General features: G+C 66.5%; 17 protein-coding genes. 11 read left to right on the top strand and 6 right to left on the bottom strand.

All coding sequences use genetic code 11. The features are described from left to right. Positions 1-12: 12 nt before the first annotated feature. Positions 13-288, bottom strand: a complete 276-nt coding sequence (locus BSF38_RS03985) for a FeoA family protein (protein WP_076343561.1) — start codon at positions 286-288, stop codon at positions 13-15. A 412-nt stretch (positions 289-700) separates the two neighbouring features. On the opposite strand from BSF38_RS03985, the gene BSF38_RS03990 reads away from it, so the two are divergent. The 4 genes from BSF38_RS03990 (at position 701) to BSF38_RS04005 (ending at position 7,078) form a co-directional block, all read left to right on the top strand. Beyond that, on the top strand, positions 701-1,810 hold the full coding sequence (locus BSF38_RS03990) for a hypothetical protein (protein ID WP_210405677.1): 1,110 nt from the start codon (positions 701-703) through the stop codon (positions 1,808-1,810). 112 nt (positions 1,811-1,922) lie between these two features. Next, entirely contained in the window at positions 1,923-4,007 is a 2,085-nt protein-coding gene (locus tag BSF38_RS03995; protein WP_076343563.1) for an ATP-dependent helicase, read from the top strand. A 32-nt stretch (positions 4,008-4,039) separates the two neighbouring features. Then, positions 4,040-5,923: a hypothetical protein gene (locus tag BSF38_RS04000; RefSeq protein WP_099091945.1), complete on the top strand. Its 1,884-nt coding sequence runs from the start codon at positions 4,040-4,042 to the stop codon at positions 5,921-5,923. A 6-nt stretch (positions 5,924-5,929) separates the two neighbouring features. Further along, positions 5,930-7,078 (top strand): hypothetical protein, encoded by a 1,149-nt coding sequence (locus tag BSF38_RS04005; RefSeq protein WP_076343564.1) that lies wholly within the window; start codon positions 5,930-5,932, stop codon positions 7,076-7,078. Between the two features lie 99 nt (positions 7,079-7,177). On the opposite strand, the gene BSF38_RS31195 is transcribed toward BSF38_RS04005, so the two are convergent. The 5 genes from BSF38_RS31195 to BSF38_RS04025 all read right to left on the bottom strand — a co-directional run bounded on the left by BSF38_RS31195 (position 7,178) and on the right by BSF38_RS04025 (position 11,658). Next, positions 7,178-7,315: a hypothetical protein gene (locus BSF38_RS31195; RefSeq protein ID WP_168189303.1), complete on the bottom strand. Its 138-nt coding sequence runs from the start codon at positions 7,313-7,315 to the stop codon at positions 7,178-7,180. Positions 7,316-7,643: 328 nt separating this feature from the next. Next, on the bottom strand, positions 7,644-7,883 hold the full coding sequence (locus BSF38_RS04010; RefSeq protein ID WP_076343565.1) for a hypothetical protein: 240 nt from the start codon (positions 7,881-7,883) through the stop codon (positions 7,644-7,646). A gap of 3 nt (positions 7,884-7,886) precedes the next feature. Next, on the bottom strand, positions 7,887-8,873 hold the full coding sequence (locus BSF38_RS04015) for an FAD binding domain-containing protein (protein WP_076343566.1): 987 nt from the start codon (positions 8,871-8,873) through the stop codon (positions 7,887-7,889). 4 nt (positions 8,874-8,877) lie between these two features. After that, positions 8,878-11,022 carry a xanthine dehydrogenase family protein molybdopterin-binding subunit gene (locus BSF38_RS04020; RefSeq protein ID WP_076343567.1) on the bottom strand — a complete coding sequence of 715 codons (2,145 nt, stop codon included), beginning with the start codon at positions 11,020-11,022 and terminating at the stop codon, positions 8,878-8,880. Positions 11,023-11,025: 3 nt separating this feature from the next. Continuing rightward, a complete protein-coding gene (locus BSF38_RS04025; protein ID WP_076343568.1) occupies positions 11,026-11,658 on the bottom strand; it encodes a (2Fe-2S)-binding protein in 633 nt (210 codons plus the stop codon). A gap of 317 nt (positions 11,659-11,975) precedes the next feature. On the opposite strand from BSF38_RS04025, the gene BSF38_RS04030 reads away from it, so the two are divergent. The 7 genes from BSF38_RS04030 (at position 11,976) to BSF38_RS04060 (ending at position 21,502) form a co-directional block, all read left to right on the top strand. Continuing rightward, positions 11,976-12,866: a class II fructose-bisphosphate aldolase gene (locus BSF38_RS04030; RefSeq protein ID WP_210405678.1), complete on the top strand. Its 891-nt coding sequence runs from the start codon at positions 11,976-11,978 to the stop codon at positions 12,864-12,866. 15 nt (positions 12,867-12,881) lie between these two features. Next, positions 12,882-13,949, top strand: coding sequence for a 2-oxo acid dehydrogenase subunit E2 (locus BSF38_RS04035; RefSeq protein ID WP_083712680.1), 1,068 nt, complete (start codon positions 12,882-12,884; stop codon positions 13,947-13,949). Between the two features lie 26 nt (positions 13,950-13,975). Continuing rightward, entirely contained in the window at positions 13,976-14,983 is a 1,008-nt protein-coding gene (locus BSF38_RS04040) for a thiamine pyrophosphate-dependent dehydrogenase E1 component subunit alpha (protein WP_083712681.1), read from the top strand. 57 nt (positions 14,984-15,040) lie between these two features. Continuing rightward, positions 15,041-16,057: an alpha-ketoacid dehydrogenase subunit beta gene (locus tag BSF38_RS04045; protein ID WP_076343571.1), complete on the top strand. Its 1,017-nt coding sequence runs from the start codon at positions 15,041-15,043 to the stop codon at positions 16,055-16,057. 23 nt (positions 16,058-16,080) lie between these two features. After that, positions 16,081-18,165 (top strand): hypothetical protein, encoded by a 2,085-nt coding sequence (locus BSF38_RS31200; RefSeq protein WP_168189304.1) that lies wholly within the window; start codon positions 16,081-16,083, stop codon positions 18,163-18,165. Positions 18,166-18,211: 46 nt separating this feature from the next. Beyond that, entirely contained in the window at positions 18,212-20,824 is a 2,613-nt protein-coding gene (locus tag BSF38_RS04055) for an alpha-mannosidase (RefSeq protein WP_076343573.1), read from the top strand. Between the two features lie 285 nt (positions 20,825-21,109). Continuing rightward, complete coding sequence (locus BSF38_RS04060) at positions 21,110-21,502, top strand: RNA recognition motif domain-containing protein (RefSeq protein ID WP_076343574.1); 393 nt, start codon at positions 21,110-21,112, stop codon at positions 21,500-21,502. Positions 21,503-21,584 lie beyond the last annotated feature (82 nt).

The following is a 21,584-nucleotide window of genomic DNA, read 5'->3' on the forward strand; positions in this document are numbered from 1 at the left end:
TCTTGGAGGCGATCAGGACGCCATCGCACCGGTGCGGACGAGCACCCGCGCCAGGTCGTCGCCGCGGAACCCGAGTCGCTGGCCTTCAAGGCCGATGATGCACGGGCTTCCCGGCCGGATCATCTTGACCTGGGCACCATTGTAAAGCCCCATCTCGCGGAGCCGATGCACCAACTCGACGTTGCCGACCACATCGCCGACGCTCCCGGCTTCGCCGGCCCGCAGCAGCGAAAGCGGAATCAGCTCGCCCACCTCTTGCCGATCAACCACCAGCGCCTCTGCCTTCATGCCCGGGCCCCGATCGCAATTAAGATGAAGTCGCACCGCTCCACACCGCATCGTGGTCGAGGGACGCCATGGCACGGCGTGCCGCCTCGTGGTTTATTGAGACTGAATCTCAATGCCGGATTATATCCGTCCCGCCTCGTCGTGACAAACGGTTTTCGTCTCGATCGCGAAATTCGAGGGTCTGTCGCGCGGGCGTTGAGCGCTCCAGAATGGAATCGCAGTCGACAGTCGAGCCGCGTATTTCGCGAAAGGAAGCATGATGCCGTCGCCTTGTCTCAACCGCCGTGACTTTTCGCGACTCGCCCTGGGAATTGGCGCCTGTTCCGCCTTGGGCCGCGCCGCTCGGGCGACGGGGGTCTCGGAACCGTCCGGCCCGCGCAACTACCATTTCGATCGAACGATCTCGCGGGAGGTGCTGGAGCATTACCTCGGGCGCGCGATCACGATGGAGGGCTTGCTCAACGGTCGCGGCGATCTCGACGACAACGTCCGGATGCTCAAGCACGTCGGGGCGAAATTCTTGGGGCGGAGCCTTTGCCTGTGGGCAGGCGAGGCCGAGCTGCTTCGCAACTTCGAGCGGGCCAAGGAGCAGATCGTCAGGGTCTTCGCGGCCGATCCTGAGATGATCGTCCAGGCGTGCGTCTTCGAGATCGTGACCACTCAGGCGGATCAGGTCCCCGTTCCGGACTGGGCGTTCAAGGCCCTGGGGCAGCCGGTGGAAGAACGGAACTTCCGGTACGACGACATGCTTTACACGAGTGGTCGACTTCGCAACCACTGGGGGCGGAACGCCTCGGTCCCGGACGTGAGCCGACCGGAGACGCAGCTCTGGTTCCATTTCCTCGCCGCTTCCTACATCGACCTCGGCGTCGAGGCGATCCATTTCGGGCAAGTCGAGCTGATGAACGGCAACGACAAAGACCTCGCTCACTACGCCCGGGTGCTTGATCGCGCCCGGTCGCACGCGGCGCAACACGGCCGCCGTCACATGCTGCTCTGTGACGCCCACGTCCCTGGCGGCGGCCTCATGCGCGACGGCAAACTGCTGCTCGACTTCCATTCCTTCCCGTTGCGGATCATGGAGGTTTCCGATCGGCCCCGCGAAGGGATCTTGAAGGTCGGCTTCCTGGACAGCCTCTACGGCCGGAGCCGGGGCGGCCTGACTCCCAGCGGCTGGGCGTGCGAGCACCTGCCCTATCTGGTGGAGATCGACAACTGGGGCGCCAGCAAGCATCCGGGAGAGCCGAAGCAAGGGAGCGTCTGGGTCTGGGGCTACGATGAGATCACCTGGTTCGCCCACCTGACCGAGAAGGATCGCAACGAATGGTTGCGGTACGCCTGGGATTGGGTCCGCAAGACCGACCCCAACGGCTTTCTCCAGATGCCCGGCAGCCGTACGCTTCGCTCTCCGCTCGATGATCAGCGCTGGTACTTCGCCAACACGCCGAGCCCCGCGGTTCCCAAGGGCTACGGCCAGGAGGAGACCATCCGCGCCATCTGGGCGGCCGACTCGTCGACCTGAACCCGGCCGGCGGAGCCTCCTGGAGGCGGTCGAATCCTGGTACAATCCGAACGAGCCGCACGTTTCGACGCCTCCAGATTTCCGCTGCTTGATACTTGTTGCAGACGGGTTCATGCGTAAGATCACACTCAAGCATAAGCTGCCCGCCGGGCTGGACAAGCAGTTCGCCGACGAGCTGAACAGCTCGCAACGGGCGGCGGCGACCGCGCCCGACGGATACAATCTGATCCTGGCGGGCCCGGGCTCGGGAAAAACCCGGGTGATCACGTTCCGGGTGGGATTTCTGATCGCCCGCGGCGTTCCCGCCGACTCGATCCTGCTGGCGACCTTCACCCGCCGCGCGGCGCGCGAGATGGTCGGTCGGCTCGGGGAACTCGTCGGCAATCAGGCCGGGCGCGTCTGGGCCGGGACGTTCCATCATGTCGGCAACCGGCTGCTCCGTGGGGCGGCGAAGGATCTCGGCTTTCAGTCCAACTTCACGATCCTCGACAGCGAGGACCAGACCGACCTGCTGCGACTGGCGATGGACGACGCGGGACTCGTCGACAAGAGCAAGCTCGCGCCCAAGGCGTCGCAGTTGCAGCACCTGATCAGCTTCGCCATCAACACGCGACGGCCGCTCGCGGCGGTGGTCGAGTCGGAAGCCGCCGACCAGGCGGAATGGCTGCCGGAGATCGAGAAGGTCGCTGACGCCTACGCCCGCCGCAAGCTCGCCAGCAACTGCATGGACTACGACGACCTGCTGACCCAGTGGCTGCGGCTGCTGGACGAGTTCCCCAACCGCCTCGAAGAACAGGGACGGATGTTCCGTCATATCCTGATCGACGAGATGCAGGACACCAACGCCCTCCAGATCGAGATCGTCGAGAAGATCGCGGCGGCCGGTCGGGGCAACCTCACGGCGGTCGGCGACGACGCGCAGTCGATCTACCGGTTCCGGGGCGCGAACTACGACAACATCCTCAAGTTCCCCGACCGCCACCTGGACGCGCGCGTCTTCCGGCTCGAAGTCAACTATCGTTCGACGCCGCAGATCGTCGCGTTCACCGAGGCGTCGATCGCGCACAACCAGTCGGGATTTCCCAAGCAGCTCGTCTCGGCCCGGAACGACGGCCCGCTCCCGGTCGTCGTGGCCACGGCCGACGTCTACGAGGAAGCCGCTCTCGTCTGCCAGCAGATCCTCGAAGCCCACGACCAGGACGTTCCGCTGGGCAGGATGGCTGTCCTCTATCGCAATCATTACGACAGCGTGGTGCTCCAGGGCGAGCTGTTGGCCCGCAACATCCCCTACACGGTCCGCAGCGGGGTCCGGTTCTTCGAGCAGGCGCACGTCAAGGACGTCATGGCGTTCTTGAGGGTGGTACTCAACCCGCGCGACGAGGCGTCGTGGCGGCGATTGTTCGTCCTCTTGCCGGGAGTCGGTCCGGCCAAGGCTGGGGCCGTCTACCAGAGGATCGCAAGCGAGGCCGACCCTCTCAAGGCGCTGGCGACCGCCGAGACGATGGCGATCGTGCCTTCCAAGAGCCGGGGGTTGTTCGCCGCGTTCGTCAACGATCTGAACCTGATCCGGGCGACCGATCCGGAGCACCACCCGGCTCGGGCGATCGAGGCGGTCCTCAAGGGGGGATATCCCGGGACGATCCGCCAGAAATATGACAAGGCCGACAACCGGATCAAGGACGTCGAGCAGTTCGCCGTGCTGGCCGCCAAGTACGACAGCCTGGAGCGGCTGCTCGCCGAGCTGCTTCTGGCCGGCGACGTCTACGGCATGGACGCGGCCGGCAGCGAAGATCCGCAAGACGTGCTGGTACTGAGCACGGTCCACCAGGCCAAGGGGCTCGAATGGTCGCACGTCTTCGTCGTCCGCCTCGTCGACGAGGGATTCCCGCACCGTCGCGCGATGGACGAGCCCGGCGGCGAGGACGAAGAACGGCGCATCTTCTACGTCGCCGTCAGCCGCGCCATGAACGAGCTGATGCTCTCCTACCCTTCGACCATCAGCCGAGGCGGCTACGGGCCGACCGTCTTCTCGACCCCCAGCCGCTTCCTCACGGAAATCCGCCACGATCTCTACGAGCGCGTCGTGCTCGAACACGAGTTTGATCGTTTGAATGCGGATGACGACGACGATGAAGGCGAACCACCGTGGACCGGCCGGCCGTTGAAAAGTCAGCCGGACCGAGACTCCAAGACCTGACCGGCGCTCGATCGAAAAGAGCGGAGACCACCATGTCGCGTTGTTGGATTCGCTGTTGGATCGGTTGCGCGTCGGCCCTCGCCGCGTTTTCAACGCCCGTGATCGCCGGCGAGCCGCCGACCGACCGCCGGCCGTTCCGGATCGAGGTCGTCGACGACGAGACCGGTCGAGGGGTGCCGCTCGTCGAGCTTCGGACGGTGAACCAGATCCGCTACGTGACCGACAGCAACGGCGTCGTCGCCTTCGACGAGCCGGGCCTGATGGGCCTCAAGGTCTTTTTCTCGGTCAAGAGCCACGGCTATGAATTCGCCAAGGACGGATTCGGGATCGCCGGCGCCGCGATCGACGTCCGGCCCGGCGGCGAGGCCCGGTTGAAGATCAAACGCGTCAATGTCGCCCGGCGTCTCTTCCGGGTGACGGGTGCCGGGATCTACCGCGACAGCCTGCTCACCGGCGTTCCGATCCCGATCCGAGAGCCGGTCCTCGACGGCCAGGTGCTCGGCCAGGACAGCGTTTTGAACGCCGTCTATCAAGGAAAGATTCACTGGTTCTGGGGCGACACGAATCGGCCAGGATATCCGCTGGGCAACTTCCACTCCCCCGGGGCGGTCTCGGACCTTCCCGGCAAGGGCGGACTCGATCCCGCCAAGGGAGTCGACCTGACGTACTTCGTGGACGACAAGGGCTTTGCCCGGCCGACTTGTAACATGCCCGGCGAAGGCCCGACCTGGATCACTGGGCTTGTGGTCCTGACCGACGACCAGGGGCGCGAACGGATGTTCGCGAACTACGCCAAGGTCAAGCCGCCGATGACCATTTACGAGCGCGGGATCGTCGAGTTCGATCCCAAGACCCAGACCTTCGAGAAGCGCGCGCAGTTCGCCGCCGAGAAAACCCTCCACCCGGCCGGCGGTCCCGGCGGTCACACGTTCATCCATCGCGACGATGATGCAGCTTACGTCTATTACTCCGGCCCCTACCCTCTCATCCGGGTCCCCGCCGATCCCGATAAGATCGTCGATCCCGACGCCTGCGAGGTGTTCACCTGCCTGGAGCCGGGGACGCGCGCCGATCAGGGCAAGCTCGACCGAACCTCGGACGGCCGGCTGAATTACGGTTGGAAGAAACACACCGACGTTATCGGTCAGCAGGAACAGGCGAAATTCGTCCGGGACGGCAAGATGAAGGCCGAGGAAGGGCTCCTGCAATTGCGCGACATCGAGACCGGCAAGACCGTGCTGGCCCACGGTGGGTCGGTCTACTGGAACCCGTACCGCAAACGCTGGATCTCGATCGCGGTCGAGGCTGGCGGCCGGACGTCCTACCTGGGCGAGGTCTGGTTCAGCGAGGCCGACACGCCGCTCGGGCCGTGGGTCTACGCCCGCAAGATCGCCACGCACGACGATTATTCGTTCTACAACCCCAAGCAGCACCCGATGTTCGACCAGGAGAACGGTCGCATCGTCTACTTCGAGGGCACGTATACATCGACCTTCTCGGGTGCCAAGGACGTGACTCCGCGCTACGACTACAACCAGGTCATGTACCAGCTCGACCTTGCCGATCCCCGGCTCGCGCTCCCCGCGCCGGTGTTCGAGGTCGAAGCGAGCGGGTTGGCGTTCGGTTGGGCGGTTCCGGAGGGCGTTCGCAGCCGTTCGATCGCGTTCTTCGCCCCCGACCGGGCGGGCGTGGCGACGATCGCCGCCGGCTCGAGGACTGGGGGCGAACCGCTGTTCTACATGCTGCCGGCCGATTCCGAGCTTGCGGAAACCACGCCGATCTACGAATACTCCAGGGACGGAAGCGGCCTTCGCACCTACTCGATCGACCCCGCCCGCCCGGAGACGGGCTCCACGAGGTCGGCGAGCCCCGTCGGCCGCGTGTGGAAGAACCCAGGACCCTCACGAGTCTGGTGAAGCCGGATGGACTCAGGCGCTCGACGGATCGAGGATCCGGGATGGGACGAGATCCCCGGGCCGACGCTCGGCCAGGACGACGCGGACTCGTCGACGGCCTGGCTCGGCGACTTGCTCGCCAGCCTGGAGCACGATCCCGAACAGTCGTGGAACGCCTTCCAGGGGCTCGAAGCGATCGATCCTGAGAGTCGGCTTCAGATCGTCGCCGAACTGCTCAAGGCGCGGGGGGGCGATGGGTTGACCCGGCTGCTGCTCCTGCTGGGCGAGAGTCGCGACGAGGACACCCGGGCTGCGATCGGTCGGGCGACCGCTGAAGCCTCACCGGACGCGGCGCCGACGTTCGCGATCGCGACGACCGGCGATTCGCCTTCGCGACGGGTGATTCGCTCGCTGGTCACGGCGGTCGACGGCGAGGGCTCGGGCGCGATCGTCGTCTCGACCGAGCGCCAGGGGGTCGTCTCGTCGGCCGCGTTCCTGTGCGACGTCCGCAAGGGCATCCTCGACGTGCTCGGGGTGGCCGAAGCCGACCATGAGGCCGAGAGCGACCTTTACGAGCAGTTCGCGGAACTCTCGTCGGGGCAATGCGTCGAGGACGCCCCGGAGCTGGCGCTCGGCCTCCTGTCGGGGAGCCTGTTGCTGTCGGGCCGATCGACGCCGCCGGCCGTGCGCCCGTGGCTCGACGCGATGCTCGGCGCGGGCTTCCACTCCGGCTCGTTTCTGGCGACGAAGCCGGAGTGGGCGTCGGCCCCGATCGATCAGGCTGTGCTGGCGGAACGGTCGTGGAACGTGCTCGAGGAGTGTCCCGGCTGGGTGGACGGCTCGCCGTTGACCTTTGAGCTGGCCCAGGAGATCTCCCTGCGCGAGCGGAGGGCCGCGGCCGATCCGGCGCGCGATTCGGGCGCATATCGCTATCTCTTCGAGCGCCGGCTGATCCATCGCCTCGAACTCTATCGGCGGATGTTGCTCTGGATGGCGTTCTTCTGGGACGCGGCCGGCGACGACGAGCTGTCGCTGTCGGCGGGAATCCTGGCGGGGCAGCTCGCAGACGAGCAATACGCCGTCCCCGCGCATCCCTTCGCCGTGGCGCTCACGACCCGCAGTCTTCACGAAGCTCAGCGGCTGCTCGGCACGGCGGCCGATCCCCGGTCGTCGTGAACTGAACGGCCGTTGATGAGCAAGGCCGGCGTCGTTCGACCCGGATTGGTCGAGCGGCGGCCGGCCCATGTGGTGTACGGATCGACTGATGCGTCAGGATCACTTCTTGCCGGACTTGGCGGCAGGGGCGGCCGGCGGCGCGGCCTTCATTTCGGCCTTGGCGGGCGCCTTGGCCGGCTTGGCCGACTTCTTCTCGTCAGCCTTCTTCTTCTTGGCGGTGTCACGAGCGTCGCCCATGATGCGTCACTCCTTCCGATCGAGAATTGAGCTGTACCGTCGGAAATGGGTCGTCATCTCGAAGCAAGATAACGATGTATCTGAGAATGCCCTTTCGTCGGAACGAGATCAAGATGAAAGACAGGGAAATTCCACGACCCTTTGACTTTTCATACCATGAAGTCACCGGGGCTCGAATCCGCCCCCAGCGCGGGCTGCGGCGGACGGTTCGCGAAGGGAACGCGAGGCCCGGGAGCAAACAAAGAACGCCCCGGCGACGGTCGATCGTCGCCGGGGCGTTCGGGGGTTGCAGCAGCGATCCGTCGGGCGATGAAGGCCGGCTTGGGCCTCAGAGCGGCTCGTGGCAGGAACGGGCCGGGTTGCGGCAGTCGTGGATGCCGACCGACTCGTCGTCCGGTCCGTAGCCTTTCATGGTCTTGAGACACCAGAAGATCGTGTTGTCGTAGTCCTTGTCGGGGTCGCGACCCCGCCCGTCGGTGAAGACGTACATCCCCTGGTGTCGGAGATTGCGGCAGGGGTAGGTTTGCTGTTCGACGGCCGTCGGGTCGTTCGGTTCGGCGTCGGGCATGGCTCAACCCTCCCAGTAACGATTCCCCACGGCGGCCAGAAGCGTCCGCTTGACGACCGTCTGGGTCAGGCCGACCTTGTAGGCGTTCATCGAGAGCGGCTTGGCGGCGGCGATCGCCGCCGCGCCGGCGGCCTCGGCGGTTTCGAGCGTGATCGCCTTGCCGACGAGGGCTTCCTCGGCGGCCTTGCTCCGCCAGGGGATGGGTGCGACGCCGTAAACGACGATCCGCGAGTCCGAAACCTTGTCGCCGTCGAAGCTGAGATTCACCGACGCCAGGATGATCGGCCAGTCGTGAGCCTGCTTCTGGCGCGCCTCGTATGATGCGTTCTTCCCCTTGAGCGGCGGGACGATGAGCTTGGAGACAATCTCGCCAGCGGCGAGCGTCAGCTCGGAGTCTTTCTCGCTCTTGGGAACCTGGTACAGATCCTCGACGGCAACGGTCCGCTCGCCGCGAGGGCCGGAGACGACGGCCTTGGCGCCAAGCGCGATCAACGGCACGGCCAGGCTCGACGGGTTGACGAAGAGGGCGTCGCCGTCGGTCTGGAAGATGGCGTGGTAGCGGTTGTCGCCCTCGCGGACGAGGCTCTTGCCGTCCTTGACGGCCAGCAGGCCGTTGCCGGCGCGGAAGTACCAGCAGCGAGGCCGCTGGAGCAAGTTGCCGCCGACGGTCGCCATGTTGCGGATCTGGGGCGTGCCCACTTCGAGGGTCGCCTGCCAGATCGCCGGGTACGAGTCGTGGACGACCTTGCTGGCGAGGACGTCGGTGAGCCGCGTCCCCGCGCCGATCGTCAGACCGGAGGCCGCGTCGCCGGAGATCCCGGCGAGCGCCTTGACGTCCTTGAGATAGACCACGCGCTTCGGCGAGGCCACGTAGTCCTTGATCCGGCTGAGCAGGTCGGTGCCGCCGGAAAGGGCCTCGGCCTCGGGAACGCCCAGGAGCTTGACGGCGTCCTCGACGCTGGTGGGGGCGGCGAAATCGAATGCGTTCATAGGGTCACGCCTTCCCTTCTTTAGAGGCCGCGGCGAGTGCGTTGAGGACGTTGCGGGGAGTCATCGGCCACTCGGTGACCCGCACGCCGATGGCGTTGGACACCGCGTTGCCGATCGCGGCGGCCGTGGCGATCGTCGGCGGCTCGCCGATTCCGATCACTCCGCGCGCCTTCTGCTCGTCGGGCTCGTAGGCGTGGATGACGATCTCGGGGATGTCGGACGCGCCGGCGAGCTTGTAAAGCTCCATGTCGGGGTTGAGCATCACGCCCGTCCCCGGGTCCATGATCCGCTCTTCGAAGAGGCCGTAGTTCAGGCCCATGATCACGCCGCCGTAGACCTGGCTGTCCCAGGTGAGGCGGTCGATGATGAGTCCCGAATCCTGCACGGCGACGATCTTCTTGACCCGGACGACGCCGGTCTCGACGTCGACGGTCACCTCGGCGAACTGGCAGCCGCCGACGCCGGTGCTGGCCAGCCCCTCGACGGCGCTGCCGATCTCGGAGACGGAAGCCGTGCCGAGTTTGCGGCAAGCCTCTTTCCACGAGATGGAGGGCTTGCCCTGGATCAGCAGCTTGCCCCCCTGGAGCGAGAGGTCGGCGGGGGTCGCGCCGAGGGCCGGGGCGATCTTGGCGAACAGGGCGTCGCGCGCCTTGGTCGCGGCGTCGAGGCACGGAGGGGCCATCGACGGCGTCGTGGTCGAGCCGCCCGAGGCCTGGCCCGGCGGGAAGGTCGAGTTGCCGATGTTCGAGATGACGTCGGTCGGCTTGAGGCCGAGCACCTCGGCGGCGATGATCGCCAGCACGGTGCGGGCGGCCGTGCCGATGTCCTGGGTGGCGCTCTTCAGCTCGACGGTCCCGTCGGCGCTGATGGTGCAGCTCACCTTCTTGTCGAGTGTTCCGCCGCCTCCCCATTGATGGAGGGCGAGGCCGAAGCCGCGACGGATCGGGCCGTCGCCGTTCTGGCCGCGCGGCTTGCGCTTCTCACGCCAGCCGATCAGGTCGGCGCCGATCTTGACTTCGGCCTCGTAGATCGGCGTATGGAAGTCGTCGGGTTTCAGGTTCTTGAGCCGGAACTCGATCGGGTCGACGCCCAGCTTTTCGGCCAGATCGTCCATGGCCGCTTCCATCAGGGCGCATCCCTGGGGATGGCCTGGCGCCCGCATGGCTCGCGCGCCGCCGCCGTTGACGAAGACCTCGGAATGGACCCGCGACGAGGCTGGAACGTCGTAGACGTAGGGCAGCGGGAAGTTCGAGCCCCCCCGGCTGCCGCCGGTGCCGTGCGTGTCGGCGATCAGGCCGACGAGCTTGCCGTCCTTGGTGGCTCCGAGCTTGATGGTCCCCGCCGCGCTCGGGCGATTGCCGGCGGCCAGGTGCTCCTGGACCCGGTCGAGGAACAGCTTGACGGGCTTGCCCGTCGACTTCGCCAGCTCGGCCGCAGTGCGTCCCCAGACGTCGGCCCCGAACTTCGAGCCGAACCCGCCCCCCATCACCTCGGTCAACACCGTGATGTTGGCGACCGGGATCTGAAACGAATCGGCCAGCTCTTGTGCGACGACCTGGACGGCCTGAGTGCTCGACCAGACGGTCAGCTTGTCCGCGGTTTCCCACTTGGCCGTCAGCCCGTGAGGTTCAAGGCAGACGTGGGTGATGACCGGCAGGCTGTATTTGCCTTCGACGACCACTTCAGCCTTGGCGAACGCCTCGCCGGTTTTGCCATTGTCTTGCGAGCGTCCCTTGCGGACGTTGCCCCCCTTGACGATCTCGGGCGCGCCCGGGGCCATCGCCTGGGCCTCGGTGACGACGTGGGGGAGGACTTCGTATTCGATCTTGATCGCGCGGACGGCGTCGCGAGCCTGTTCCTCGGTGACGGCGGCCACGGCGGCGATGTCGTCGCCGTGATAGCGAAGGGTGGCTCCTTCCTGGGCGATCGCCACGACCCCCTTGACGCCCGGCATGCTCTGGGCCGTGGAGATGTCAAGCTTCTTGATCTTGGCGTGGGCGTGAGGGCTGTAGAGCATCACCGCGAACAGCGTCCCCTCGGGAAGCATGTCGCTAGGGTATTTGGCTTTGCCGGACGCCTTGGCGAGTCCGTCGAGCCGGGTGATTCGGGTGCCGATCAGAGTCGGTTTCTCAGGCCAGGTGAGGGCCATGGATCAGGCTCCTTTCATCGCTTTGGCCGCGTCGAGGGCCGCCTGGAGGACGCCGACATAGGTCCCGCACCGACAGATGTTGCCATCCAGACCCCGGCGCACTTCGTCGAGGGTCGGGTTGGGGTTCTTGTCCAGAAGCGCCTTGCAGGCGGTGACGAACCCGGGCGTGCAGTAGCCGCACATCAGGGCGTCGTTCTGGTGGAAGGCGTGAGGGACGCCGTGCTCGCCGGTTTCGAAGCCTTCGAGCGTCTCGATTTTCTTGCCTTCGCAGGTCACGGCGAGGGTCGTGCACGAGTAGACCGGGTCGCCGTCGGCGATGACCGTGCACGCGCCGCAGCTCGCCCGATCGCAGACCCGCTTGGGCCCGGTGACGTCGAGGCGGTTCCGCAGGGTGTCGAGCAACGTGCTTCGCGGCTCGACGGTGGTCTTGCGGTCCTCGCCGTTAATCTTGAGCGTGATCTCGACCTCGCCCGAGAGGACCTTCGGCCCTTCTTCGGCGGCCTTGGCCTCGTCAAGGGCGGTTGCGGCCGTGCCGGTCAGGACGGCCGACGCCGCCGCCAGGCCCGACCCCCTCAAGAAGTCGCGGCGACTGGGGCCGCCCGGCTCGTCGCCGTTCTTGGGATCGTGTTTTCGCATCACGCGGTCCTCCCACTAGAGTCGGAACCACCCCGAGAACGCCTCGAGGAGCTAGGCGCCGCAGGCGTGCCATTTCGCACGCGGGTTGGCGAAGACGTCTAAGCTACGCCGAGTCCTCGCATGGGACAAGAGAATCCCATCGCAGTTCTCCGAGGCAGTCGGGACGCCCCCTTGACCGAGCGAAGCCCGAGTCGCCGGGCGGTTGCTCGCTCGGCGACCCGGCAGTACCATGGCGTCCGATCGACGTGAAAGGGTTCGACGCGACCGTGATCGGCGTGCGAGGCCGAGGGCGGTTGCGAGCGGCGACGGAGTTCGGCATGCCCCTTGCACCTATTAACGAGATGATGGCGAGCGCCCGCCGTGGAGGCTACGCCGTCGGCTACTTCGAGAGTTGGAACCTGGAATCCCTCCAGGGCGTGATCGACGCCGCCGAGGCGTCGCGGTCGCCGATGATCATCGGCTTCAACGGCGATTTCCTTTCCGGTCGCGAACGCATCGCCCCGGAACGACTGAGCTGGTACGGTTCGCTCGGCCGCGCGGCGGCGGAATCGGCCACGGTCCCGTGCGGCTTCATCTTTAATGAGTGCCCGGACGACGACTGGGTGCGCGCGGCCGTCGTCTCGGGCTTCAACCTCGTGATGCTCGCCGACCCGTCGGCTTCGTACGAAGACTCGGTTCACCGGGTGTCGGAGCTGTCTCGCTTCGCCCACGCGCACGGGGTCGCCGTCGAGGCCGAGCTGGGGGTGCTGCCCTGCGGGACCTCCGACGACCCGTCGCACGCGGGCTCGCTCACCGATCCCGAGCAGGCGGCCAAGTTCGTCGAGGCGACCGGAATCGATCTGCTGGCGGTGAGCGTCGGCAACGTTCACATCCGGCTCGAAGGGGCGGGCGGCCTCGATCTCGACCGGCTTGACCGGATCTCCCGGCGCGTAAAATGCGGGCTTGTCTTGCACGGCGGCACGGGGGTCGAGCCCGAGGCGCTGCGGGCGGCCGTCGGGCTCGGGGTCGTGAAGGTCAATTTCGGGACGTATCTCAAGCAGCATTACCTCGCGGCCGTTCGCAAGGCGCTGGCGAACAACGGCGCCGACCCCCACCGGCTGCTCGGAATCGGCGGGCCGGACGACGTCCTGACGGCCGGTCGGCTCGCGGTGCGCGACGCGGTGCTCGCGCGGATCGACCTGCTCGGGTGCTCGGGCAAGGCTTCTTGAGGGATTCGGGAGGACATGTTGGAAACCCCCATGCGGATGCCCGACCTGGCGACGACCGGGTCGCCGATGACCTTGATCCGAATTCTCGCGACGGTCGGCGACGCCGTCACGCGCGGTCAGACGATCCTGGAAGTCGAGACCGACAAGGCGGTGATGAACGTCGAGTCGACCGTCGACGGCGTCTTGAAGAGTCTCGCCGTCGAAGAAGGCGCCGAAGTCGTCGCCGGCCAGGTCGTCGCGGTCTTCGAAGTCAGGCAGTCCGGCTCGGCTGCTTCGATTATACAGAATGTCGCCCCCGCGCCGGTCTTGCGGGCGTCGACCGCAACTGCTGTCGCGAAGAGTCCGCCCGCGCCGGTCGTCGCGACGTCCGACCGAGTCTCGTTTTTCGCTCGCAACCGGGCGCGGCGAGAAAAGGCCGGGGCGTCGCGCTGGACGCGATCATTGACGCTCAGCGTGGTCGAGCGGGTCGTCGCGCGTCGGACGCAGGCGAGTAAGCAGACTGTCCCGCATTTTTACCTTCAGACGTCGGTGAACGCTGAAGGTTTGGTGAAGCGTCGCGCCGCGGCCGAGGCCAGTAAGCCGGTCTGGGACGCCTTTTTCGTGATCGCCGCGGCCCGGGCTCTCAGGGAGCACCCGCGATTCGGCTATCGCTTCGACGACGATAAGCTGACGCCCCACGGCGAGGGGGCGATCGGCGTGGCCGTCGATCTTGACGGCGATCTCTACACGATCGCGGTCGACGATCCAACCGGCCAGGACGTCGAGCAGGTCTCCGATTCGATCCGCGCACAGGTCGATCGGCTCAAGACCGGCGACCCCCGGGGGAGGCAGGCGCGGCCGACGAGCTTGACCATCTCGAACCTCGGCGGCTCGAACGTCGAAACCTTTACGGCCGTCGTCAATACGCCCGAGGCGGCGATTCTCGCCGTCGGCAAGATCATGCCCTCGGCCGTCGTCGTCGACGGTCAAGTCGTGGTCCAGAACCGCGTGAACCTGACGCTCTCGGTCGATCATCGCGTCGCCGGCGGCAAGGCCGCGGCGGGCTTCCTCGGCGCAATCGTCCGAGAACTCGAATCCTTCTAATCCGACCTACCGTTGCGAGGCCCGGCATGCCCCATCCCACCGAATCACTCGGCGAACACGCGCAACATCTCCTCGACCGCTACCCCGCCCCGTTCCTGCTTGGGCTCTACGAGCGGATGGTCGTGATCCGCGAGTTCGAGGAAGGGGTCAAGTTCCTGTTCCTCGAAGGCTCGATGCCCGGCACGATCCACCAGTGCCAGGGCCAGGAGGCCACGGCCGTCGGCGTTTGCTCGGCGCTTGAAGAAGGCGACTTCATCACCTCGACCTTTCGCGGCCACGGCCACGCTCTGGCCAAGGGGCTGTCGGTCGAGTCGCTCCTTTTCGAGCTTTTCGGCGCATCGACCGGCTGTTGCAAAGGCAAGGGGGGCTCGATGCACGTCGGCGACATGGACAAGGGGATGGTTCCCGGCATCGCCATCGTCGGCGGGGGAATCCCCCTGGCCGCCGGCATGGCCCTGGCCTACAAGATGCGCAAGGAGCCGCGCGTGGTCGCCTGCTTCTTCGGCGACGGCGCGGTGGCCGAGGGGGCGTTTCACGAAGGCGTCAACCTCGCGGCGATCTGGGACCTGCCGGTCGTGTTCGTCTGCGAGAACAACCTGTACGGGGCCTCGACCCGCGTCGACCTGGTGATGCGGAACGAGCGGATCGCCGAGCGCGCGGCGACCTACGGCATTCGCGGCCAGACGGTCGACGGCAACGACGTGCTGGCCGTCCACCAGGCCACTCTCACCGCCGTCGACGAGTGCCGTCACGGCAAGGGGCCGGTGCTGCTCGAACTGCTCACCTACCGCCGCACCGGCCATTCCCGCCGCGATCCGTGCCACTACCAACCTCAGGACGAGCGAGATACGTGGCTTCAGCGCGATCCGATCGACCGCTTCGGCGGCCTCCTGATCGAACTCGGCGTGGCCGCCGCCGGAGCGCTCGACCAGATCCGCGCCGACGTCCAAACTCGGTTTCAGGACGCGGTCGTCGAGGCTCGCCACCAGCCGTTGCCGACGCTCGCCGATCTGACGACCGACGTCCTCGCCTGACGTTCAACAATCCGACGATCCGATCATCCACACCGCATTCATCAGGATTCGCCGCGCATGAGACGTTTGAGCATCGCCGAAGCGCTCCGCGAGGGCATCGCCGAGGAAATGAGACGCGATCCGGCCGTCTTTTGCCTGGGCGAAGACATCGCCGTTCCAGGCGGCTGGGGAGGCGCGTTCACCGTCACGCTCGGGTTGGAGACGGAGTTCCCCGATCGGATGCTCAACACGCCGATCGCCGAGCTGGGCTTCTTCGGGGCCGCGGTGGGGGCAGCCGTGGCGGGCATGCGGCCGATCGCCGACGTCCAGTACGGCGACTTCCTCTTTCTGGCGATGGATCAGATCGTCAACAACGCCGCCAAGCTCCGTTACATGTCGGGAGGGACGATCGCCGTGCCGCTGGTCATGCGGGCGCCGATCGGGGCCACGGGCCGGGGCTCGCAGCACGCCCAGAGCATGGAACGCTACTTCACCGGCGTCCCAGGGTTGAAAGTCGTGGCGGTCTCAAACGCCTATGACGCCAAGGGCGTGCTCAAGTCTGCGGTACGCGACGACAACCCGGTTTTGATGTTCGAGCACAAGCTGCTTTACGGCTCGAAAGGCGCGCGCATCGAGCCGGGCGCCGTCGACGCGACGAGCGACGTCCCCGACGGTGATTATACGGTGCCGCTCGACCGCGCGGCGGTGCGTCGGGAGGGCGCGCACGTCACCGTGCTGGCCTGGCTCCTGATGGCTCACTTCGCCGCCCAGGCCGCCGAACAGCTCGCGGCCGAGGGGATCGACGTTGAGGTGATCGACGTTCGCAGCCTCTCGCCGATCGACTACGAGACCATCGGCGCGTCGGTGCGCAAGACCGGCCGCGTGGTCATCGTCGAGGAGGGCCCTCGCGTCGGCGGCGTGAGCGCCGAGATCGCCGCCGGCTTGATGGAGCACTGCGGCGAAAGCCTGCTCGCCCCGGTCGTCCGCGTCGCGTCCCCCGACGTTCCCGTCCCGTTCACGCCGATCCTGGAAAACGCCTACCGGCCCGACGTTCCCCGTATCGTCGAAGGCGTGCGCCGGGTGTTGCGGCCGTGACCCATTCGGAAGAGGTTTCGACGATGAAGATGGCACGATTGGTCGTCTGGGCGGGGCTCGCGACGCTCGCTGTCGTTTCGACCGCACAGGCACTGGACCAGCCGCCCGTGGGGATCACGGTCCAGGTCGAGGAGGCCCACCCCTGGCGTCCTCCGTTCCGGCTCGAGCGCGTCGGGCGGCCCGTCACGATCCGGATCGTATCCAAGGAAGCGCCCGTGCCTGGACGCTTTCGACTCGTTGAACGGGCCGACGGTCACGATGCGGCTCGCCACGAGGTCGCCTTTCCGATCCAGCCTCCTTATGAGGTGCGAAGCGAGGTCGATGCGGAAGCGACCGAAGTCGTGCTGCTGATCGAAAAGGATGGTGCGCCGGCCGTCGAAGTCGCCCGAGCGACGATCACCCGTCAGGCTCTGGATGCCGACGCGACGGCCCGGCCCGAGACGGTCGTGAATCCCGTCGATCTCGGGACGATCCTCGTCCCCGCCGACCGACTCTTGCTCGGACCCGGGCAGGCCGGAGTTCTGGAAGTCGCCGCTCTCGCCCACAATCGCGACGTACCCGATGCGCAGGTTCGCGCCCGGTTCGCATCCGATCCCAAGACTGAGATCAAGGCCTTGCCTCTAGCGAAAGGGCGACGGGCGGTGGCCAGCCTGCGTCTGCCGCACCCGACGACGACCGCCGATCGCGACGTGTTGCAGGTCGCGATCGGCGGCAAGGACGGCGCGACGCTCTGGAGCAAAGAGATTCCGGTGATGCTGCCGCGCGAGGCGCTGGCATTGCCCCGATTCGGCGCCTCGTACACGAAGCTGCGGTACGATCCGCCGATCTCGGTGCGTGACCCCGCAACGGGCGCGTTCTCATCGCTCGATTACGACAAGGGGTGGGAACCGAGCCTCCGCGACGTCGTCGTCAGCCTGCCCGGCGGCGGCCGGTTCGTCTTCTGGAGAGGGTCGAGCTACATCCCGTTCTGGGCGGGCCGGCACAACACCGGCGCCTGCTACGAGTGGGCCGAGGTGATCACTCCGCGGCCGGGCGCCGTCGACTGCGTCGAGCCCCTGATGGACAAGGATTTGCGGTATGGGCGCGTCGAGATCATCGAGTCGTCGGCTTCGCGCGTCCATGTGCGATGGAGGTACCAGTCGACCGACCTGCATTACAAGGTCTGGGGCGACCAGGCCGTCGAGGACTATTATTTCTACCCCGACGGCTTCGGAACGCGGGTCGTCAGCTTGAAGACCGACCCGGCGATCGAGTACGAGCTGTGCGAGCTGATCGTCCTGTCCCCGCAGGGCGCTTACCCGTTCGAGGTCTTGCCCGAGAACCTCGTCGACGCGCTGTCGCTCGACGGCGCCAAACGCGAGTACAAGTTCCCGATCCGGGGCGAGGCTGACACGCCCAAGGGAGGCAAGCCGCCGGCGATCTACCGGCTTCGTCTCAATCGCCAGGAAGAGCAGGCGGCGGTCGTTTTCAACCCCGGCGATCGTTCCTTTCCCTCAGTCGTCTTCGGACCGTTCGAGGATCGCGGGCAACTTGTGACGCCTTGCTACTGGGGCAGTCACTGGCCGCTCGCGCGGGGCAACGCCACGGGCTCGAAGATCGACGACCGTATCGCCCTCAGCCCATGCCACAACAGCGTCATGAGCTGGGCCGCGAACCGACCCGAGCCGATCTCGGAGAGCCGTCGCGTCACGATCGACTCACTCGGAGTTTCGCGGCCCGTCTCGGTTCGTCACTGGGCCTGGCTGATCGGCATGACCGACGCCGGCGACGACCGCCTGCTCCAATGGGCTCACAGTTATGCCAAGCCGCCGGCGCTGACTTTCGAAGGCGCGCAGGTCGCCTTCGACGGCTATGCGATCGAGCGCCGGGCCACGTCCTTGCGCGTCGAGAAGCCGTCGATCGCGATCACGATCAAGCCCGAAGTCGCGTGCGTCAACCCGGTCTTCGAACTGATCGGAGCGCCCTCGGGTGATCTCGCCGTTCAGCGTGACGGCGTCGCGCTGGCTCGCGAAGCCTATGCCTGGGACGGCCGCACGCTCTGGATCGACGCCACGATCGCCGGGCCTTCGCGTCTGGATCTGGTCTTCGGCAAGTCGCCCTCGAACTGAGAATCAAGAACGTCGCCCCGAACGAGAACCGCGCAGGGAGAATTGCATGTTCCATCGAATCTTGATCGTTGTTTGCGTCGGCGTCTGGAGCGCGCTCCTCCAGCCTCGCGGGGCCGTCGCCGCCGATCCGCCCCCGGCCGATGATCGGCCGACCTTCTGGGTCATTCCCCACACCCACTGGGAGGGGGCCGTTTTCAAGACGCGGGAAGAGTACCTGGAGATGGGCCTGCCGAACATCCTCAAGGCGCTTCGGCTGCTTGCGGACCAGCCGACCTATCATTTCGTGCTCGACCAGGTCGCCTACGTCCGGCCGTTCCTCGAACGCTATCCCGACCAGGAACCGCTGTTTCGCAAGTACATCGCCGAGGGGAGGCTCCAGATCACCGGCGGGCTCGACGTCATGCCCGACGTCAACGTCCCCGGCGGCGAGTCGTTCGTCCGGCAGCTTCAGTACGGCAAGGGCTACTACCGCGAGAAGCTCGGGATCGACGTGACCTCGGGCTGGCTGATCGACACGTTCGGCCATCACGCCCAGATGCCGCAGATCATGAAGCTCGCGGGCATCCACTCGTACTGGACCCAGCGCGGGGTGTCCCACCGCGAGCATCCGTCGGAGTTCCTCTGGGAGGGGATCGACGGCACGAAGCTGATGACGATCTACATGCCGGCCACATACGCCCTGCTCTACGGCTCGCCCAACGACCCGGCCAAGTTCCGCGACTTCCTGAAGGGGCGGTTCGCGGCGCTTGACAACAACTCGCCCGGCCGCGACCGCGTGGGACTCGCGGGCGTCGACGTCGGCGAGCCCGAGGGGCAGCTCGCGCCGATGGTCGAGGCGTTCAACAAGATGGCCGATCAGCCGTTCAAGGCCCGCATGGCGATCCCCGCCGAATTCGAGAAAGTCGTCGCCGCCCGCACCGACCTTTCGGTGTTCAAAGGCGAGCTGAACCCGATCTTCCAGGGGACGTACAGTAGCCGGATCGAGCTCAAGTCGTGGATTCGACGCATGGAGGAACGGCTTCTGACGGCTGAGAAGCTCGCCGCGATCGATCGGACCCTCGGTGGCGAAGCCGACCTGTCCGCCCTCTGGCGGGCCTGGGAGCCGGTGCTCTTCAACGAGACTCACGACCTGGCCTCCGGCGTCATGACGGATCACGTCTATGACGACGTCGTCGGCGGTTTCCGGTTCGCCGACCGCCTGGCCGCCGAGCAGATCGACAAGGGGTGGGACGCGCTCGCCGCGCGGATCGACACACGAGGCGAGGGGACCCCCGTGGTCGTCTTCAACCCGCTGAGCTGGTCGCGGTCGGACGTGACCGAGGTCGACCTCGGCTTCAGCGCCGGCGGCGTCGGCGCGATCGAGCTGGTCGACGATCAAGGAGCGAGCCGGCCGCTGCAGATCGTCCGCTCGACCTCTTACCCCGACGGCGGCCTTTGCACCGCGCGGGTCGCGTTCACGGCGGCCGACGTTCCGGCGCTCGGATATCGGACCTATCACATCCGTACCGCGACCGGCTCGACGGCTCCGACGCCCGCTGCTCCCTCTCCGTCGACCTTGGAAAACCGCTTCTACCGGATCACGCTCGACCCACGAACGGGCGCGGTCGCCAGCCTTCGCATGAAGGAAGGCGACTGGGAAGTTCTCTCCGGTCCTGGCAACGTCGTCGCAAAGCACCAGGATAAGGGCGATTTCTGGGAGCTTTACAAGGGGCTCAACGGCGGCAGCAACATCGCGATGACCACGAAGCAAGCCGTCCCCGCTCGCGGTGACGCGAAGTTCAGCGACGAGTACAAGGACGCGCCTGGGACTCTCGTCTCAGGGCCGGTCTACTCCGAGTTCCGCGTCGCGCATCCGTTCGATTCGGGCCGGTACGCGGCGACCCTGCGGCTGTACGCCGACCTGCCGCGGATCGATTGCTCGACCACGCTGGTGAATGGCGAGAAATACGTCCGCTATCAGCTCTTGTTCCCGACCACGATCGCGGCCGGCAAGCGATTCGACGAGATCCCCTTCGGCGCGATCGAGCGGCCCAAGGGCATCGAGTTTCCCGCCCAGAACTGGGTCGACCAGGGGGACGAGAAGCATGGGCTGGCGGTGCTCAACGCGGGGCTCCCCGGCCACGTCGTGACCGATGGAACCGTGATGGTCTCGGTGCTCCGGTCGCACAATGTGGGAGCCTATGGTTTCGGCGGCGGCTACGAGCCGGGGATGAGCTCGGAGGAGGGCTACCAGATCGGCAAGGAGCGGACCGCCCGCTACGCGCTGCTCCCGCATGCCGGCGACTGGCGAGAGGCCGGCGTGCCCCGCGCCGGGCTGGAATTCAACCACCCCCTGCTCTGCCGCGTCGTCGGCTCGCACGAGGGGGGCCTTCCCAAGACTTGGGGCTTCGTAGAGGTTTCAGCGCCCAACGTCGTCGTCTCGTCTCTCAAGCCGGCCCGGGGAGGCGGAATCGCGCTGCGGATCTACGAAACCGCCGGCCGACCCGCGCCCGCGACCACCATTAAGGTGCACGCGAACGTGGCTGCGGCGAGCGAGGCCGACCTGCTCGAAAACGTCCAGGGCCGATCGCCGATCGCCGACGGCGCGGTGCGCGTTGATCTGGTGCCGTTCCAGATCAAAACCATCGTGTTGCAGGCGAAGTCGTTGGAGGTTCATTGATCATCACCAACGGATTGGAAGGGGCCGTCGAGGGGGGCTCGCGGCTCACCGATCGACGCTCAATCATCTAGGACAAGCTTCGATTCTCTCTTCCCTTTTCCCACTGTATCCGATACAGTACGAGGTGGTTGGTCTGACGACAGAGCAAGCACGGAGGGTTCACGCGAATCGCTTACGGCTTCCCTTCTCGCCCTTCCCACCTCAGGGCCCCTGTGTGTGCCCCTTTCTGACCGGCCGAGAAAGCATGAAGCAGGCCGGATCGTCTTTGCCACAAGGAGACACCCCGTGGGAAAGAAATTGTACGTAGGCAACCTCCCGTATTCCGTCGCCAGCTCTGACCTCGACCAGTGGTTCAGCCAGTACGGAACCGTTCAGAGCGCCGAGGTCATCATCGACCGCGCGACCGGCCGCAGCAAGGGCTTCGGTTTCGTCGAGATGGACACCGACGCCCAGGCCGACGAGGCCATCGCCGGCCTCAACGACCAGGAATATGAAGGTCGTCGGCTGACCGTTAACGAAGCCAAGCCCCGCGTAGCTCGCACCTCCGGCGGCTACGGCAGCGGTGGCGGCGGCGGTGGTGGTTATGGCGGTGGCGGCGGCGGTCGCTCCGGCGGCGGTGGCGGCGGCTACGGCGGTGGCGGCGGTGGCGGTGGCGGTGGCGGCGGTCGCCGTTATTGATCCACAGATCGTTCGCGGGATCGAGGAACTCCCTAGTGGAGTTCCTTTTTCCCGGCGTCGAACCCGATGCAAACCCAAGCAG

Source organism: Paludisphaera borealis, from assembly GCF_001956985.1.
In the GTDB taxonomy this organism is placed as follows: domain Bacteria; phylum Planctomycetota; class Planctomycetia; order Isosphaerales; family Isosphaeraceae; genus Paludisphaera; species Paludisphaera borealis.